Annotated in this window: 17 protein-coding genes and 3 tRNA genes; 5 read left to right on the forward strand and 15 right to left on the reverse strand. The window is 40.5% G+C overall.

Annotation, left to right across the window (positions count from 1 at the left end):
• Nucleotide 1 precedes the first annotated feature (1 nt).
• The 7 genes from EHW90_RS11155 to EHW90_RS11185 form a co-directional block, all read right to left on the reverse strand.
• Nucleotides 2-616: a CvpA family protein gene (locus EHW90_RS11155; protein ID WP_243113992.1), complete on the reverse strand. Its 615-nt coding sequence runs from the start codon at nucleotides 614-616 to the stop codon at nucleotides 2-4.
• A 77-nt stretch (nucleotides 617-693) separates the two neighbouring features.
• Nucleotides 694-3,861 (reverse strand): tetratricopeptide repeat protein, encoded by a 3,168-nt coding sequence (locus tag EHW90_RS11160; protein ID WP_124952830.1) that lies wholly within the window; start codon nucleotides 3,859-3,861, stop codon nucleotides 694-696.
• A 38-nt stretch (nucleotides 3,862-3,899) separates the two neighbouring features.
• A complete protein-coding gene (gene recR, locus EHW90_RS11165; RefSeq protein WP_009446144.1) occupies nucleotides 3,900-4,496 on the reverse strand; it encodes a recombination mediator RecR in 597 nt (198 codons plus the stop codon).
• Nucleotides 4,496-4,840, reverse strand: a complete 345-nt coding sequence (locus EHW90_RS11170) for a YbaB/EbfC family nucleoid-associated protein (RefSeq protein ID WP_009446143.1) — start codon at nucleotides 4,838-4,840, stop codon at nucleotides 4,496-4,498. Before EHW90_RS11170 ends, recR begins: the two co-directional genes overlap by 1 nt.
• Nucleotides 4,841-4,850: 10 nt before the next feature.
• Nucleotides 4,851-6,413: a DNA polymerase III subunit gamma/tau gene (gene dnaX / locus EHW90_RS11175; protein WP_124952831.1), complete on the reverse strand. Its 1,563-nt coding sequence runs from the start codon at nucleotides 6,411-6,413 to the stop codon at nucleotides 4,851-4,853.
• A gap of 11 nt (nucleotides 6,414-6,424) precedes the next feature.
• A complete protein-coding gene (locus EHW90_RS11180) occupies nucleotides 6,425-7,507 on the reverse strand; it encodes a 6-phosphofructokinase (protein WP_124952832.1) in 1,083 nt (360 codons plus the stop codon).
• A 143-nt stretch (nucleotides 7,508-7,650) separates the two neighbouring features.
• A tRNA-Lys gene (locus EHW90_RS11185) sits at nucleotides 7,651-7,723 on the reverse strand.
• 222 nt (nucleotides 7,724-7,945) lie between these two features.
• Here EHW90_RS11185 and EHW90_RS11190 point away from each other — a divergent pair.
• Nucleotides 7,946-8,854, forward strand: coding sequence for a selenium metabolism-associated LysR family transcriptional regulator (locus EHW90_RS11190; protein WP_124952833.1), 909 nt, complete (start codon nucleotides 7,946-7,948; stop codon nucleotides 8,852-8,854).
• A 38-nt stretch (nucleotides 8,855-8,892) separates the two neighbouring features.
• Here the strand turns inward: EHW90_RS11190 and EHW90_RS11195 are convergent, their stop codons facing one another.
• The 5 genes from EHW90_RS11195 to EHW90_RS11215 form a co-directional block, all read right to left on the reverse strand.
• Nucleotides 8,893-9,372 (reverse strand): GNAT family N-acetyltransferase, encoded by a 480-nt coding sequence (locus EHW90_RS11195; RefSeq protein ID WP_124952834.1) that lies wholly within the window; start codon nucleotides 9,370-9,372, stop codon nucleotides 8,893-8,895.
• Entirely contained in the window at nucleotides 9,369-9,848 is a 480-nt protein-coding gene (locus EHW90_RS11200; protein ID WP_124952835.1) for a GNAT family N-acetyltransferase, read from the reverse strand. The genes EHW90_RS11195 and EHW90_RS11200 overlap by 4 nt, the downstream gene beginning before the upstream one ends.
• 65 nt (nucleotides 9,849-9,913) lie before the next feature.
• Nucleotides 9,914-10,507: a L,D-transpeptidase family protein gene (locus EHW90_RS11205; RefSeq protein ID WP_124952836.1), complete on the reverse strand. Its 594-nt coding sequence runs from the start codon at nucleotides 10,505-10,507 to the stop codon at nucleotides 9,914-9,916.
• Between the two features lie 19 nt (nucleotides 10,508-10,526).
• The gene (gene queA, locus EHW90_RS11210) at nucleotides 10,527-11,552 is read right to left on the reverse strand and encodes a tRNA preQ1(34) S-adenosylmethionine ribosyltransferase-isomerase QueA (RefSeq protein WP_124952837.1); all 1,026 of its coding nucleotides are present in this window, start codon (nucleotides 11,550-11,552) and stop codon (nucleotides 10,527-10,529) included.
• 1 nt (nucleotide 11,553) lies between these two features.
• A complete protein-coding gene (locus tag EHW90_RS11215) occupies nucleotides 11,554-12,375 on the reverse strand; it encodes a hypothetical protein (RefSeq protein ID WP_124952838.1) in 822 nt (273 codons plus the stop codon).
• Between the two features lie 211 nt (nucleotides 12,376-12,586).
• Here EHW90_RS11215 and EHW90_RS11220 point away from each other — a divergent pair.
• Both EHW90_RS11220 and EHW90_RS11225 read left to right on the forward strand, forming a co-directional pair.
• Nucleotides 12,587-12,659: transfer RNA gene (locus EHW90_RS11220), tRNA-Arg, on the forward strand.
• Nucleotides 12,660-12,673: 14 nt separating this feature from the next.
• Nucleotides 12,674-13,657: a biotin--[acetyl-CoA-carboxylase] ligase gene (locus EHW90_RS11225; RefSeq protein ID WP_124952839.1), complete on the forward strand. Its 984-nt coding sequence runs from the start codon at nucleotides 12,674-12,676 to the stop codon at nucleotides 13,655-13,657.
• 36 nt (nucleotides 13,658-13,693) lie between these two features.
• Here EHW90_RS11225 and EHW90_RS11230 read toward each other — a convergent pair.
• Nucleotides 13,694-13,766: transfer RNA gene (locus EHW90_RS11230), tRNA-Thr, on the reverse strand.
• A gap of 109 nt (nucleotides 13,767-13,875) precedes the next feature.
• Here EHW90_RS11230 and EHW90_RS11235 point away from each other — a divergent pair.
• Entirely contained in the window at nucleotides 13,876-14,151 is a 276-nt protein-coding gene (locus EHW90_RS11235; protein ID WP_124952840.1) for a GNAT family N-acetyltransferase, read from the forward strand.
• A gap of 94 nt (nucleotides 14,152-14,245) precedes the next feature.
• Nucleotides 14,246-14,665: an RrF2 family transcriptional regulator gene (locus EHW90_RS11240; RefSeq protein ID WP_009446129.1), complete on the forward strand. Its 420-nt coding sequence runs from the start codon at nucleotides 14,246-14,248 to the stop codon at nucleotides 14,663-14,665.
• 51 nt (nucleotides 14,666-14,716) lie between these two features.
• Here EHW90_RS11240 and pepT read toward each other — a convergent pair whose 3' ends face one another.
• On the reverse strand, nucleotides 14,717-15,943 hold the full coding sequence (pepT, locus tag EHW90_RS11245) for a peptidase T (protein WP_124952841.1): 1,227 nt from the start codon (nucleotides 15,941-15,943) through the stop codon (nucleotides 14,717-14,719).
• 10 nt (nucleotides 15,944-15,953) lie between these two features.
• Nucleotides 15,954-17,105: a metallophosphoesterase gene (locus tag EHW90_RS11250; RefSeq protein ID WP_124952842.1), complete on the reverse strand. Its 1,152-nt coding sequence runs from the start codon at nucleotides 17,103-17,105 to the stop codon at nucleotides 15,954-15,956.
• Between the last annotated feature and the right edge of the window lie 11 nt (nucleotides 17,106-17,116).

Here is a 17,116-nt window from a genome sequence, read left to right on the forward strand (position 1 = left end):
TCTATAGCATAAGGAATACCGCTATGGGATTCAGTCTTGATAAAAATACTAAAAACGGACTGCACTCTATCATTGCCGAAAGGCTTGCTCCCATCTTGGTGGTCGAAAATGCGATAATAAAGATACAGACAATCCAATATATTATCAGTCCCGTAGCAAATCCCGCTATTGCACCGAATATCTGGTTGAGTCCTCCAAGTACCGGCAGTCTCGTAAGAAGCCTGTTCCCCTTAAAAAGTATCCCAAGCACCAGCCATACGAATATGAACGATCCTGCAAAACTTATTGCATTTACAGTCATCTGTGTAACATAGCTTGCTATATAGTCTGAAAATGTATACACACCCAGCTTTTCATAGAATTTTCTGTCATCGTTTTTCTTCAAAACATCCTTTACCTTTGTAGGTACATTGAGCTTATCTATTGCCATACTCCTGCCCATATCGGACTCCGTATCGCCCTGCATATTTTGAAGTCCTATCTTTTCATAGATTGTAGTCAAAACAAATTGATTTATCTTAGTATTTTCCTGCAACTGATTTCTTATATATGGATTTACTACATTCAGAGCAATCACACTTGATAACAGCGCCAAGAGGCCTATTGAAAGTTTCAACAGTCCTCTTTGGTATCCGCGCACTATCATCAGAAGTAAGAAGAAAAACACCGATACTTCCAAAAAACTAAAACACATTATATTTTAAAATGCTCCTCTCTCAGTATCAATCTGCCTTCCTTGTCATACTTAGGCTTGAATATCGACTTGAATATTCCCGCCTTTTCCGCCATATCTGCAGCGTGGTCAATCAAGCTTCTGGCATTTTTCTTGTTTAGCGGTGTGCCGTCTTCAAGCATATAGTCGGCTCTTTCTTCTATAGCTTCCATTGCCTTGCCTTCAAGCACACATTCAATCTCTTTTATATAGTCGGCAGCGTACAAAATGAATTCATTCAGTGCCATCGGCCTGTTGTCAGGTGTTATTATCTGAACTTCAGGCACAGCATCATCACTATAGCCTGCTTCTTCCTCATACGCGTCTGTATCAGGTACTTTTACTTTCTCATGCTTTGATGTGATATATTCTAAATCATCCGCATTTTTGAAAATTACATTATCAGGATATGATTCTTCTACAGTAGTCTCATCATCCTCATCTGAATTACCCTCTTCCTGTTCGTCGCTGCTGCCCGGATTATAGAGCTTAATGGACTCTGATTCCTTCAATTCGGATATTTCAAACTTTAAGCTGTCATCTCCGTATATCTTTCTTAGGATTTCTTCCACACTGTCAAAATCAGACTTCTTTGCAGGCTCACTTTCCTTACTTTCCTCTACCTCCGTATTTGTATCTACAATTTCCTCGGTAGTGTTCTTAGGCTTTTCGCTCTCTCTTTCCTTGATTACAATATTTGCAACTATGTTCTTTTTCTTTACAGGAACTTCTTCCTCTCTGAGAACAAGGCTCATACCGTAAAGCAAATCATTTGATGCAAGCAGGCTTTCTATTCCTTCAATAGTGTCTGAGAACACCACTGTCTCTTTGCCGTCTTTTATAAAGTCTATAAGTTCGGCAATTGTTTTGTCATCAAGTTCTCCGGCCTCCACTATGATAAGGTCCTTGCCCTTTATCTTTTCATATGAGTTTTTCACTCCTCTGGAGTTGAGACTTAAGGCCCCTATTTTTAATACTGAACGCTTTATCTTGGTAAGTGTGTTTACTTCCTTCAAAACTTCAATAGCATTTTCAAGTGCCTTTTGTGCCGTTATTCCCTCAACGACTATTGAACCCGGTCTTCTCATCAAAAACTCCTTAGGTTCTCTTTGTTTCGGTGCTCTTGCCTTCATAACCTTACCATGTACCGACAAATCTGTTTCATTTTCATCCGGCACTTCCTCTACACTCTCTTCAATCACTACGGTTTCATCCCCTTTTTGCTCTTTAGGTTCTGCAATATTTTCCTTTATAACCCTCTTCACCTCTTTAGGCTCAGATTCGGCTAAAGGTTTTATACCTTCTATTTTGGCTACAGGCTTATCCGTAGGCTCATTATGCGTCTCTACATCCTGTGTCTCTACATCATTGCTGCCTTCATCCACAATATTATCGTCCGCTTCTTCCACAGTAACGGTAGGCTCTTCTACAATTTCGGTAATCTCAGGTTCTATAACTATCTCACTTGGAGTCTCGCCCTTTTTCACCTTGGTGACAAAGGTTCTCTCCTCCTTGGTGTAGTATACTTCTTCATCGTCAATCACTTCCATCTTGGATTCGCTCTTTACACTGCTTTGTACTACATCTTTTTGCTCTTTTCTCTGTGCAATGACACCTGAAACTGTAGGAACTCCCGTCTCCACTTCCTCATCAAAGTAGCTGTTTATCAAATCGTCATTGTCAAATATCGGAGCCTTCTTTTCAGGCACATAATTTTCCAAAACTTTTGTAGAAGCGGTCTGTGTAACGGTTATATTTTGCTGAGGTTCTTTATTATCAGAATTATCCTCTTTTATCTCCACTTCATTACTTTCAGGTATATCTTTTGAAGCTTCATTTTCCTGACCGACATTACTTAGAGTAGGCACATCTTCAAAGTCATCCTCATATTCAACTTCGGCTCTTTCCATAGAGTCGTTTACATTAGGATAAATCTTTTCCGCCACAAGTTCATTTGCAGGCTCCTCAAAAGTCTTTGATTCAGCCTCGTCACTTATCAGTATATTAGGCTCAATCTCCATATCCTCATGTTCGGCTCTGCTTATATGAGTCTTAGGCAATCCCATACTGTCAAAGTGATTGCTTATTCTTGATTTTCTTCTTTCAGCCATAACAGGCGGAGTGACGAATCTGCTGTGCTTTACCCTCTCAACCTTTTCCATTCTGGCTCTGACTTCTTCATCTATCTCTTCCATTGATGAGGTATTCTTATTTCTGCTCATCTCATCCAGATTGGCTTTTGCAATAGCTATACTTCTCTTTAACTCTAATTCAAATTCCGGGTTCACACTCTCCCCCTTAAATGTAGTCTCTGATATTCTGGTTTCATTTGCTCCCGTATTCCTCGGAAAAAGTTCCGTACTTATAGGAGCACTGTCACTTACATCCGCCTTTTCATTGCCCAGGCTTATAGTGGTCTTTTTGTTCTCCCTCGGCTTATAAGCACTCATATCATCAAGATTCAGACTCGGATAATTTTCTCTGTCTCCGCTCTCATATTTTTCCGCAAGAGTGTTGAGTCTTTCCTCGTAATATTCCTTATTTTCCACCATATCAAGTTGCTTTGAGCTTAGAGGGCAACCTGTAGACTCCTTAAGAGCCGCAGCCTTATCTACATACTCACCTACACCGAAAAGAAGCATTATCTCATCACAGGTCCTGATACAGTCTTCTATTCTGCCTGCCTTTGCATACAGCTGTGCAAGTTCAAACTTCCACTCCTCGTCAGTCTTTTCAATATCGTTATACTTTTCAAGAATTCTTATCTTCTTGTCGATACCCTCGCCCTTTGCATTTGCAATATGGTATTCCATCAGATATTTTCTACTGTCTTGAGGCGATATCTCCGTGTACTCCTTGTAGTACTCCTGTGCCTCTGAAATATCTCCCTCTTTTATTGCAAGCATTACAAGTTTATATAAAACTCTCTTACCTACCGGTGCCCTGTCATAGGACAAAAGCAGTATTTCTCTGGCTTCCTTGTATTCATTATTTTTTTCATAGACCTCAGAAACTGTTGCCAACAAATCTGCTTTATGGACTCTTCTCCAGTCAATTGTATCGGTGATTCTCATAGCCGCCTTATAGTCGCCGCTTTTCACCAATTTGTTCAATTGTTCAACCTTTAAATTAAATTCATATTTATCCATGCTTGCCAAACCTCAAGATTATAATTTTGAACACACTCTTAGAGTGCCCTTCTTCCCTCAAGTGCCCTCAAAAGAGTCACTTCATCAATATATTCCAAATCCCCTCCTACAGGGACTCCGCTTGCTATCCTACTCACCTCTATACCTGTGGGCTTTATAAGTTTCGCTATATACATTGCTGTAGTCTCTCCCTCAAGCGTAGAATTTGTGGCAATAATGACTTCATTCACATCGCCCTCAAGTCTTTTTATAAGTTCTTTTAACTTTATATCCGCCGGACCTATTCCAAGCATCGGTGATATCGCGCCGTGCAGAACATGATACACACCGTTATATTTTCCCGTCTTTTCATATGCCGCCAAATCTCTTGTGTTTTCCACGACCATTATGGTCTTATGATCTCTTCTCTCATTGGCACATATCGGACATATATCCCCGTCAGTTAGGGTACAACATTCCTTGCAATAATGAACATTGCCCTTTGCATCCCTTATCGCATCGGACAGTGAGTTCACCTGTTCACTTGACATTCCTATTATGTGAAAAGCAAGCCTTTGTGCGGACTTTGCTCCTACACCCGGTAGCTTGGAAAGTTCCTCTATAAGCTTGCTGATATGACTGCTATAATAATCCATTAGAACGGCAGCTTCCCTGCTCCGCCTGCGATGCCGCCCATAAGCGCGGAATGTTCTTCTTCCATCTTTCTGAGAGCCTCATTTGTAGCCGCCATTATCAAATCTTCCAACATCTCCACATCGTCAGGGTCTACGACCTCTTTGTCGATAGAAACCTTGGTAACTTCTTTCTTACCTGAAATAGTGATGCTTACAGCACCGCCTCCGGCACTTGCACTAAACTCCTTGCTCTCAAAAGCCGCACTTTGCTCTTCCATCTGTTTTTGCATCTTCTGAGCCTGCTTCATCAACTGATTTATATTTCCCGGCATCATACCTCCGCCGAAACCTCCACGCTTTGCCATAAAATTCTCCTTACTGTTCTATGATAATATCTGTATTGATAACAGATTTTATCTCATCTATTGAAACATATCTTGTATTTCTTACAACCTTATTTTCCCTTAAAGAGACTTCGATTGCAATATCTTTTCCATATTTTTCACTCAAATATGCGTGTAAATCAGATACGGTCCTCTCGGAATTTCCCATATCATAGTACATCTTATTATAAAAGACCACATTGATGCCGCCTGTCTTAATCGGCTCCACCTCGGCTTCCTTATACACACTGCCGGCCTTGCCGCCTATATGCTCCACTATGCTGTTCCAGTCCTTTTTTATAGTCATAAAATCATCATAAGTGGCCTTGGGAAGTTCTATTACTTCTTCCTCTTTAGGTTTGGGAACTTCTTTAGGTGTATCGCTGTTTTGTATTACCGTCCCCACTCTTATGCCGGATTCAAGCTTTGACAATCTCTCCAGCACACTCTCAAGGTTTTCTTCCATCTGCGGTGTCATAAGTCTTATAAACTCAAGTTCGGCAACAACTCTTTTTTGAGTGGCGCTCTTTAACTTGTTTGACAGCTCCGACAGGTTTCTAATATAACGCATAAGAGTCTCTTTGGAAACAGCACCGGCCTTTTCTTTTAAATTTTGTAAGTTTTGCTGTGACATATCCACAAGCGTACTGTCATTTTGAGTGGACTTAAGTATCAATATATTTCTGAGGTACCATAAAAAATCCGTTACAAACTGTCCTATCTCCTTACCGTCTACTACGGCATCGTTTAGGATATTCAAAACATCTATGGTATTACCTGTCATAATCCCGTCCAGTAGACTGTTGAATATACTTATATCCGAAGCTCCCAGTATATCAAGTACCGCATCAAAGGTTATCTTCTCATTTTGTAAGAATGAAATACACTCGTCCAAAAGACTGAGCGCATCTCTCATCGCTCCGTCGGCAGCCTTCGCGATATATTCAACCGCTCTGTCTTCTATATCGACTCCCTCGGCCTTACAAAGCTCCTTAAGCCTCTGTGATATTGTGTCCATACTTATTCGCTTGAAGTCATATCTTTGACATCTTGACAGCACCGTTATAGGTATCTTGTGTACCTCTGTGGTTGCAAGAATAAATATAACATATTGCGGAGGTTCTTCAAGAGTTTTCAAAAGCGCATTGAACGCTCCGCTTGAGAGCATATGTACCTCGTCTATAATGAATACCTTATACTTACCGAAAGTCGGCGGATACTGCACCTGCTCTTTGATATCTCTTATATTGTCCACACCGTTGTTGGAGGCCGCATCTATCTCCACAACATTGATAGAGGTCTCGTTAAGTATTGATTTACAGGTAGGACATTCATTGCAGGGACCCGCCTCTGTCGGATGTTCACAATTCAGCGCTCTTGCCATTATCTTTGCGATACTGGTTTTTCCTGTACCTCTTGTACCGCAAAAAAGGTACGCATGTGATATCCTTCCCGTTTTCAATTGGTTTTTTAATGTCTTTGTTATCGCTTCCTGACCTACTACCTCATCAAAATTTGAAGGTCGAAACTTCCTATATAATGCTGTATAAGCCATTTGCTTCCTTTCTACTTGTCACCGAAGCTTATTCCGACAAGCCTTGCTTCATTTACAAGCGAAGACTCGGGATCCACATATTTTAGCTTACCTGCCGACTCGCTCAGTGATATATCCGTGACCTCCGTACCTTTCAGTACCACAAGTCTGCCGTACTGCCTGTTTAATATAAGCTCTGCACCATGTGCTCCGAGTCTGGTAGCCAATGCCCTGTCATAAGGGTTCGGAGCTCCGCCTCTTTGTGTATGTCCCGGAACGGTCACTCTGACCTCCACACCTGTCTCCTGACTTAGGATATCACCTATTTCATAGCTGATAGACGGGTATCTGTCCGCATTCTTTAATCTTTTCTTTTTAAGTTCCTTCTTTGAAAGAGCCGCATCTTCTTTTGAGATTGCTCCCTCGGCTACCGCAAGTATTGTAAATCTCTTGCCCTCGGCCTCTCTAAGCTTTATGGCATCCGCAATCTTTTTGATATCATAAGGTATCTCAGGTATCAGTATAATATCCGCACCGCCTGCAAGTCCTGCATAAAGTGTAAGCCAACCTACCTTATGTCCCATTACTTCCACAATAAACACTCTGCTGTGTGAAGCCGCTGTGGTATGTATACAGTCGATAGCATTGGTAGCTATATCCACCGCACTTTGAAAACCGAAGGTCATATCCGTGCCGTACAGATCATTGTCTATGGTCTTTGGCAGTCCGATAACATTCAGTCCCTCTTCACTTAAAAGATTGGCCGTCTTTTGCGAACCGTTACCTCCGAGTACTACAAGACAATCAAGTTTCAGCTTCTTATAAGTAGACTTCATTGCCTCCACCTTATCCATGCCGTTTTCATCAGGCTCTCTCATAAGTTTGAAAGGCTGACGGCTGGTTCCAAGCATAGTACCTCCTGTGGTCAATATACCTGAAAAATCCGAGGGTTTCATCACCCTGTACTCTTCATACATCAGTCCTCTGTATCCGTTCAGAAAACCTGTTATCTCCACTTCTTTATCAGATTTGTATAGACTCTTTGCCACACCGCGCATTGTTGCGTTCAGTGCCTGACAATCTCCTCCACTGGTTAGCATACCAACTCTTAGCATATATAACTCCTTTTGCACAAAGTCGAAACAAAATTACTGCCTCAAAATTTAAGCATTGTCTTTAATTATAACCTAATTTTATTCATTATACAACAAAAAAAGCCCTTCCCAATAGCTCACTGTCTATCAAGTAGGACCTTCACTGCGCCTTCAGGGACTCGAACCCTGGACAAATAGATTAAGAGTCTACTGCTCTACCAACTGAGCTAAAGGCGCTTGTTTTAAGTTTTTGTGTTCGCTGTTCGCTGAACACTCCGATATAATACAATACATACAAACATATGTCAACACTTTTTCAAAAAAAAATTTAAAATTTTTAAAAAAGTCTTTCAGCCCTGTTTTTAAAGCTTTAAACGGCTTACAATGTTCTATATGGTGGCAAGTTTTATTACTTTACTATATAATAGATGAGAGAAAATCTTATCTAAGGAGATCGTCATGGAATTTAGACAATTGGAAGCCTTTGTGGCTACAGCAGAACTGAAAAGTTTCTCACAGGCGGCAAAGTATTTATATTTATCACAATCAACAGTAAGTTCACATATACAAAATCTTGAGGATGACCTCGGCAAGAAGCTGCTTCTTCGTACTACAAAGTCAATTACTCTGACCTCTGAGGGGGAAGCCTTCCTTGCATATGCCAGAAAGATAGTGGAGACCAAGGATCAGGCCATACTATCTTTGCAACAGACAACAAAGAAATTGATACACCTAGGAGCTTCCTCCATTCCGTCCACATACCTTTTGCCGCAGATAATATCCGAATTCAGGCAAAAACATCCCGAGGTACATTTCAGTATTTGGCAGGGCGGCAGCGATGAAATAGGTGAACTTTTACAAAACGGCAGTGTGGACATAGCATTTACAGGCAAGGATGTAAGTTCTCCGATGTGTGAAAGTATAAGGGTGTGCAGCGATCACCTTATGCTTGTCACACCTGCTACTGATGAATACCGACAGCTCAAGGAAAGCAATGCAAAAATATCCGATATATTGAAACACCCTATGATACTTAGGGCAAACGGTTCAGGTACACAGTTTATTGCAAGTAAGCTGCTTGAAAGCCTAGGAATAAAGAAGACTGAGTTGAATGTAGTTGTACAGACAAACGACCTTGAATCTATAAAGCATATGATAGTGGGCGGTGTAGGTATCAGTATATGTTCAAGATTTTCTGTTCAAAATCTTTTAGGAAGTAATCAGATAATTACCTATCCTCTTGAAAGTGCCAAAACCAGATATTTTTCACTGCATTGCATGAACTCCAAAAAGATAGTCCCTGAAATCAAGCTGTTTATAGATTATATACAGGAACTGATATCCGAGAAAAAATTTGAAAACAGTTGATAATATTAAAGACCGGCATACACCGGTCTTTATGCTTCTTAGAATGTAAGTCTCATCTTATACCAGATGGTATCTCCGTGATTTGACTGTGATATGCCCTCATCCTTATATCCGAATTCCTCATAGAATAATCTGAGTCCGTCTTTACAGGTAAGTACAATTCCCTTTCGTCCCCTTGCCTTACAATCCTCTATTACCTTGTTCATCACCTGTTTTGCAAGGCCTTGACCTCTGTAAGATTTTTCAGTAACTACCGAAAATATCATCTGCCACTCTCCGTCTTTTTTATGCATTGAGGCGTCATCGTACATAATATCTGTCAGATCTTCTTCATCCGTAGCCATACCGTTTATAAAACTCTTTATAATGCCGTCCTCCTCCAAAATCCAAAAGCACTCAGGAAAGCTCTCCATTCTCTTTTTTATACTTTCCCTGCTTGCAGCCTCAGCCTTCGGATAAGATGCCGCCTCTATCGTTGCCAGTCTATCCAAATCATCAGCCTTTACATGTCTTATCATAAACCCTCCTTTAATTCATATAAAATTCTTGGACTTTTATCTTCCAAATATATTATACCAAGTTTTTTAAAGTTTTGCCTCTCTATGGCCCTTTGCATGGTTTTATTGTCCTCATGTGTATCTATCCTAAGCAAATTTACTTTCCCCTTTGCAAAGTCCACTATCCGCTCTACAATACCTCTTTTACTTCCATCACTTGCGACTCTGTGTATCACTCCGTACTCGACTTTTGAAGGACAAATGGCCTCATATTCTTTTTCAAATTCTATTGTAAATACAAAGCAGGCAAATATATGACCCTCATCCTCCATTACATAACATCTTTGATTTTTTATATCGTCTTTTGTAAGAGATTTTTCAGGCCTGTTATCTCCCCATTGATTAGGATTTCCGTGGGCTTTCATATATGCTCTTGCATACTCGTATATCTCAAATATTCTGTCAGCATCCAAGGCAGTCGCCAATCTGATATTCATTATTCCTCCCAATTTTCTTATAAAAACAGGCATATCATAGCCTCGCTACAATATGCCTTATATCTTTACGGTCCTACCGAAACCTTGATTCCAAGCTGTCCGTACGGCCACAGAATATCCATTACATTATCACTTACAGCCACACATCCCGCTGTAGGTATACCCTTTTGATAGTTGCCGTGAATCATTATCGCTCCGCCAAGTGCGGTATTCCACGGAGGGCATACTTTCCTGTCAATCGCACTGTATATAGCATCCTTCTCGGCCTGAGAGATGATACCCGCCTCAAATCCTCTGTCGGCAGCCGCCTTGTCCGGATAAGAAAGTCCGAGCGAAAGATGATATGCACTCTTGTCATTTCTTACACAGATATAGTAATCACCGTTCGGAGTGGTTCTGTCTCCCTGCTTTTGCTTTGTTCCGTTGGCTGAAAACTCTCCAAGGCTGCAAGGCCACTTTCCTACAACCTTATTGTCGGCTATCAGTGTAAGTTCTTTGTTCATCTTACTTACATAAATTCTTGTAGACGGCTCACTCTGAACCGGTGTGTAATTGCTTGTGCTGACCTTCCTTACCGAAGCGGCATATGCACTGAAGCTCATCAAACCGATAAGCATTGATAAAATAAGCAATGCCACAAAACTTTTTCTCTTTTTCATAAAATTCCTTTCCTAAAAATTACTTTATAAACATCGCATCCCCGAAGCTGAAGAATCTGTACTTCTCCTTCACAGCCTCTTCGTATGCATGTAAAATATTTTCTCTGCCTGCCAATGCGCTCACAAGCATCACCAAAGTGGACTCAGGTAAATGGAAGTTTGTAATAAGCGCATCCAACACCTTAAACTTATATCCCGGATATATAAAGATTTCAGTCCAACCCGATTTCTCCTCAAGATGTCCGTTCTCATCCGCCGCACTCTCTACGGTTCTGGTGCTTGTAGTCCCCACACATATGACTCTTTTCCCGTTTGCCTTTGTGCTGTTGATTATATCCGCAGCCTCTTTTGAAATCTGAAAAAACTCCGAATGCATATGGTGATCGTTTACATCACTCACCTTCACAGGTCTGAATGTTCCAAGTCCGACATGAAGTGTCACCTTGGCAAGTCTGATTCCTTTTTCCTCTATTCTCTTAAGCAATTCCTTCGTAAAATGCAGTCCTGCCGTAGGAGCCGCCGCCGAACCCTCATTCTTTGCGTATACGGTCTGATACCTGTTTTTATCCTTAAGAGTATGTGTAATATAGGGAGGAAGCGGCATGGTTCCAAGCTTGTCAAGTATCTCCTCAAAGATACCGTCAAACTCAAACTCTATGATTCTGTTTCCCTCTTCCACGATATCGCTTATAGTTCCTATAAGCAAACCGTCACCGAATTCAATTACCGCACCGACCTTGCACTTTTTCCCCGGTTTTACAAGACATTCCCAAGCGGTCTTTGACTTTCTCTTAAGCAGCAATATTTCTATAGCCGCACCGGTGTCTTTTTTTACTCCCATAAGCCTTGCAGGTATTACCTTGGTCTCATTAAGTACCAGACAATCTCCCTCGTCCAGGTAGTCTATAATGTCATAGAAGTGCTTATGTGTAATCTCACCTGTATTCTTATCAAGTACCAAAAGTCTTGAAGACGCTCTGTCCTCAAGCGGGTCCTGTGCTATAAGTTCCTCCGGCAAATCATACCAAAAATCCTTTACATCCATCTTAGTTACCGCTCTTTGTCTCTGCTATGGATATATTAGCCTCGTTCTTTGTGGTCTCAGTGATACTCTCTACCGTGCTTTCTTCCTCACTTGACTCGGCACTTGAAGTTTCGGCTGCAGCGCTTGTCTCGGCAGCTGATGCAGACTCATTTGTTGAAGCGTTCTTAACCCAGATAGAGTAAAGTGTACCAAGCTGAATATCGCTTGTTACGGCTGCTGCAAGGTCCTTTCTCATCTGTGCATCAAGTGCAATGATATCCTCGGACTTTGAAACCTCATCCACATACTTCTTTTCGTCCTCGGTCATCTTGTCGTTTTCCACCATATAGAAAGCGTCCTTAGGATTTTCCATCACATATGCCCAAGTAAGCATAGGCGCCTTTGTATCAATATCGTGGAACTTTACATTTGAACTGATAAATACAACATATGAGTTCGGCTCATATCCCTTTGTCACATAGGTAACTGTATCATCAAACGACTCATAAACCTTGGCTTCATCGTTAAGCTTTGTTTGTAAATCTGCAAGTCCGTCCTCATCACTTCTTCCGAATACATTGTACATTCTTCTTGCATCCGCATTGACCTTTGAGTACTGATAGTTCTTTACAAGCTCCACTATACCCGGAATCGGATCCTTTTGCATGCCGTAGGTCTTATAATCGGATAACTTCTTTTCCTCTTCAGACATTGTAGACTCAGGTACCGTAGTTGTCGCCTCACTGCTTTGAGTTGTTGTAGCGACATTCTTGCTGCATCCTGTAGCTACCGCCATCATTACCGCCATCATACCCAGCCCTGTTATTATTTTTCTATTCTTCATAACTTCCTCTTTATACTAATAATACTGTTTAAACTGCTTTTATACACAGACCTGCCTTTGCAAAATCCATATAGACTTAAAAACATACTTCTATAATTTTATCAAATTTCGAAATAAAAATCACCTATCAATTTATTATAAAAAATGATATAATTTTCTAATATTTGTGATACCGATGTTTATTTGCATCAGGCGTCATAATATCAATGTTGTATCAATAGCGTATCGGATAACGCATCAGACTCCGACTCTGAAGATGGTGGGTTCGATTCCCACTTGATACATTTTAAGGAGTAATATGTTAAAGGACGAAGTTTTAAAAATATTGCTTTCAAGCGGCAGCCATGTATCAGGTCAAGATATCTCAAATAAGCTTGGGGTATCAAGAACCGCTGTATGGAAAGCCGTCACCGCACTGAAAAATGACGGCTATGATATCGAGTCGGTCAACAATAAGGGATATCTACTTACCAAGAATAAAAGTATTTTAAACGAAGCTGAGATAGAAACCTGTATGCATCTGTATGACTGCAAGGTTTTCCCTAAGATTTTGTATTTTAACAGTATAGACTCCACCAATACCTATGCCAAAAAGGCGGCGGACTTAATCCCTTCGGATTTTCTTGTCGTAGCGGATACTCAGACCCTTGGCAGAGGCAGACTTGGCAGAAGTTGGAGTTCTCCAAGCTCTACAGGTATCTATATGAGTCTTTGTATAAGGCCGAATATTTCACTTGAAAAGGCTTCTATGATCACCCTTATCACGGCTATGGCAATCTGTGATGCGATAGAGGAACTTTACAATATATCTCCTCTTATAAAGTGGCCGAATGACATTGTTATCAATTCAAAGAAAATCTGCGGCATACTTACCGAAATGAGCTGTGATATGGACGGTATAAAATATATTATATCGGGAGTCGGAATAAATGTATATGATACCGAATTCCCCGACGATATAAAGGATACCGCTTCTTCACTCTTACTTGAAACCGGTACAAAAACGGACAGAGCCAAAATAATTTCAAGTGCCATATATCATTTCTATGAAGACCTTGATACTTTTATGCAGACTGAGGATATGAGCATTCTAAAATCAAAGTATGAGAGTCGTTTGGCCAATATCGGAAGAGAGGTCATGATACTTGATCCTAAGGGCGAGTACCCTGCCACGGCACTTGGAATTGATGAGACCGGAGCCTTAATTGTAAATGCAAACGGGAAAATAAAAAGAATAATAAGCGGCGAAGTAAGCGTCAGGGGAATCTACGGATATACATAAAAAAATAACCCTTGTAAATTCAAGGGTTAAACTTAAAGCTGCTGACGGGACTCGGACCCGTGACCTCCTCACTACCAATGAGGTGCGCTACCACCTGTGCCACAGCAGCATTTATATCATATTAGCATAAAGATAAATAGCTGTCAATATATGTGCCGCAACTTTAGCCACCTTGACTTTTATCTTAAAGATGCTACTCTTATAAAAAAGGAGGTACTATGTTTAATATAACGGACAATAGAATTTATATGAATGATGATGCGGGCAAGATGATTGCCGAGGTCACATTCCCCAGCTTAGATGACAATACAATAATTATAGACCACACCTTTGTGGATGACAGCCTAAGAGGGCAGGGTATAGCCGCCAAGCTTATGCTTGAGGTAATAAACTATGCAAAAACTCATAATAAAAAGATAAAAGCGAGCTGTTCATATGCCGTAAAGTGGTTTGATAAAAACAAGGATGAGTATAAGGATATCTATGTAGAATAATATAAAGCATATTTTTTGCATATGTTTTATTATTTACTTGATTTACCTATTACCTACCTGTATAATAGGATTATAAATAAAGGTAGGTAATAATATGAAGATTTCAACAAAGGGACGATATTCACTGCTTGTAATGATTGACTTGACTGAGAATCAGTCTGATGATTTTATACCGCTTCGTGATATCGCCAAGAGACAGGATATATCGGAAAAGTACCTTGAAAGCATTATAAAACTACTTGTAAAAAACAAGCTTCTTGTAGGCTTAAGAGGCAAGGGAGGCGGCTATAAACTGACCAAGAGACCAAGCGACATCACGGTGGGTGAGGTACTTAGAATTGCAGAAGAAAATATAATGATTGATGAAGAAGATACCGACAGTATGTATCGCACCAGCGAATACCGTACTATAGATATGTGGAGCAGGCTCTCAAAGATGATCAACAACTTCTTTGACAGTATATCCATTGCGGATTTGATAGTGGAAGATCCGGGAAACGACTTTATCATCTAAAAAAAAGGTTTTACCCTATACATTGTATCCGGTAAAACCTTTTTTAATATATTATTTCTCTGCAGCTATCTTTGCTATCTCAACAATCACATCAATAGCCTTCTTTATAGACTCAACACTGACAAATTCAAATCTGCCGTGGAAGTTTTCACCGCCTGCAAAGATATTCGGAGTCGGCAGTCCCATAAATGATATCTTGGAACCGTCCGTTCCGCCTCTGATAGGCGCCTTGTTCACCTCTATTCCTAAGACTTCCATAGCCTTTGTCGCAATATCCACGCTTCTTGTGTCCTTCTTTATGATGTCAGCCATATTCCGGTACTCGTCATGCATGGAAAGCTTCACTCTTTCAATATCATATCTCTCATTGATATCCTCACAAACCTTCTTCACAATATACTTTTTATTCTCAAAAAGAGTCTTGTCATGGTCTCTGATAATATATGTCAGACTTGCATTCTCCACATTTCCGTGAGCCTCTATCAAATGTATAAAGCCCTCTCTGTTCTCGGTCTTTTCAGGCACACATATAGAAGGCATTGCATTTTGAATCTCTCTTGAAATAGTGAGAGCATTTATCATCTTATTCTTTGCATCTCCCGGATGTACGCTCTTACCAAGTATATCAATCTTAGCTTCCGCAGCATTGAAGCACTCAAACTGAAGCTCACCTACCGCACTGCCGTCCATAGTATAGGCAAAGTCACAGCCGAAATCTTTTACATCAAAGTGATCGGCACCTACACCTACCTCCTCGTCACAGCCGAAAGCCACACGAATCTTACCGTGCTTTATCTGCGGATTGTTTATCAGATACTCCATGGCGGACACAATCTCACATACACCGGCCTTATCGTCGGCACCGAGCAGTGTAGTACCGTCAGTAGTAATAAGAGTCTGTCCGATATAATTTTTCAAATTCGGGAACTCCTGCGGCGAAAGCACAAACCCACTGTCTCCAAGTACAATATCCTTGCCGTCATAATTTTCGTGAATCTGCGGTGAAATATTCTCCGCATTGAAGTCGGCGGTATCCACATGTGCAATGAATCCTATTACAGGAGCATTTTCCACATTGGCAGGAAGGGTCGCAGTAAGGAATGCGTTCTTTTCATTTATCTTCACATCTACAAGGCCTATCTCCTTTAACTCCTCGCTAAGATCTTTTAAAAACTCCATCTGTGAAGGTGTGGACGGAATCACTACACCTGCCTTAGTATCATCCGATCTTGTATTCTTCTTAACATAACCTAAAAATCTGTCTAAAAATTTCTCCATATCTTCCTTTCTATAATCTCACTTCAAATATATTCTGATCTTTGCATACGGATTCCAATATACTCTTTATATAGACTGAAGTAAAGCTCTCAGGCTGTTCTTCCCAAAGCTTTATTCCTTCTTCAAATTCGTCGACATCAAAAATCTCACCTGCAAAATATTTCTCATTCATTTTTACAAAGGCCTTACCCATTTTTTCAATATCCGACTCACTTATATCCTCAAACCCATGTGTCTTAAACAGCCTTACAAGCTGCCTTTCTCCGACACCGTCAAACTCATGCCTACTGATACTTTTAAAACCGTCTACCGCTTCAACTTCCAAAGACTGTGTCAAATATTTAAAACTCTTACCGTCATATAAAATATTTGCAAAGTGATTTGGCGCGACCGCCAGTGAGGATGTAACTATTTCCGCCACACCCCTGTCTTCAATATGTTGGATATGCATATGACCGCTTAAGTTCAATTTTACATTGTACTTCTTGTAAATCTCTTCTATCCTTTGCGCATTCTTTATCATAAAACCTTCGGTAAACATAAAATTATGCTCCAAAAGATTTTGATGACTGACTCCAAGTATATGTACATCAGGCTTTGATATCTCCTTTAATACATTCTCAAGCCAAATAAGCGCTTCTTCACCTAAATAATTTTGACTGTATGAGTTTGTATCAAGCATTATAACATAGAGACTTTCAGAAAGCTTTGCCACATAGCTTGCAGAAGACTTATCAAAATACTCTGCCCTATCGTATCCGCAGTTATGATAAATCTCTTGAAACTCCTCAGCGGATACGCTCTCCACCTTATAGACCTCACTGCCGTGAAATCCCATACATCTTTCATGATTTATATCGTGATTGCCGGGTATCAGATACACAGGTACTCCTGCACAAACTATATTATCAAGCTTTGCAGCCAGTTCTATATGACTTATCCTTTCACTGTTGAATGTCAGATCTCCAAGCAAAAGCAGCGCATCAGGCTTTCTTTTTATAACTTCAAGCACAAATGCATCCACAATCTCTTCTATATATGTCATCACCTTGCCGTCGCCCTTAGACATCACATTGCAAAAGGCCTCTCCACCGTCATTGATACTCTTTGAAAGATAGTGAAGATCTGTAGCCACCATAATATTCAAAGTTTCTTCACTCATACAAAATTCCT

It is taken from the genome of Lachnoanaerobaculum orale, from assembly GCF_003862485.1.
Taxonomy (GTDB): Bacteria; Bacillota; Clostridia; order Lachnospirales; family Lachnospiraceae; genus Lachnoanaerobaculum; species Lachnoanaerobaculum orale.